Consider the following 431-nt stretch of genomic DNA (forward strand, 5'->3'; position numbering starts at 1 on the left):
AATTCAGCGTACCACTACATGCCCAATAATGAGCACTGGAGCAAGCTTCCATACCAACAAGACAAGGAGGCATATTGGTCAACGTTTCGGACAACTTCTTTCTGCTGATATTTTTCTTCAAAAGAACTTTGCCTGATGAATCTACTCCGTGAAGAGCAAAAGAAGATTTAGCTAAGTCGATACCTAAAGTTGCAATGGTCATGGTCTCTTCCTCATTTATGTTACCGACTATAAGTTTAGACGGTGGGTGGAAGTGTCCATATCATTAACAACGCCCGGTGATTATGCCAACTGCCTCTTTGTTGAGAGCCGTAAGCCAGTAAAACAACGGTAGGTAGGTTGTCGTTCTTGAAGTGGAAACACTTAATTGAAATTGATTTCGAAAATCATCTACTTTTGCCGGTTTAAGATAAATCTATTTAAACCAATCA

The 431-nt window shown here is 39.9% G+C and carries 1 pseudogene; it reads right to left on the minus strand.

What is annotated here, in order from left to right:
- A pseudogene (locus AB4493_RS22135) lies at window positions 1-202 on the minus strand (IS110 family transposase); the annotation flags it as partial.
- Window positions 203-431 lie beyond the last annotated feature (229 nt).

It is taken from the genome of Vibrio sp. 10N.222.55.A1 (assembly GCF_041473835.1).
GTDB lineage: Bacteria > Pseudomonadota > Gammaproteobacteria > Enterobacterales > Vibrionaceae > Vibrio > Vibrio crassostreae_C.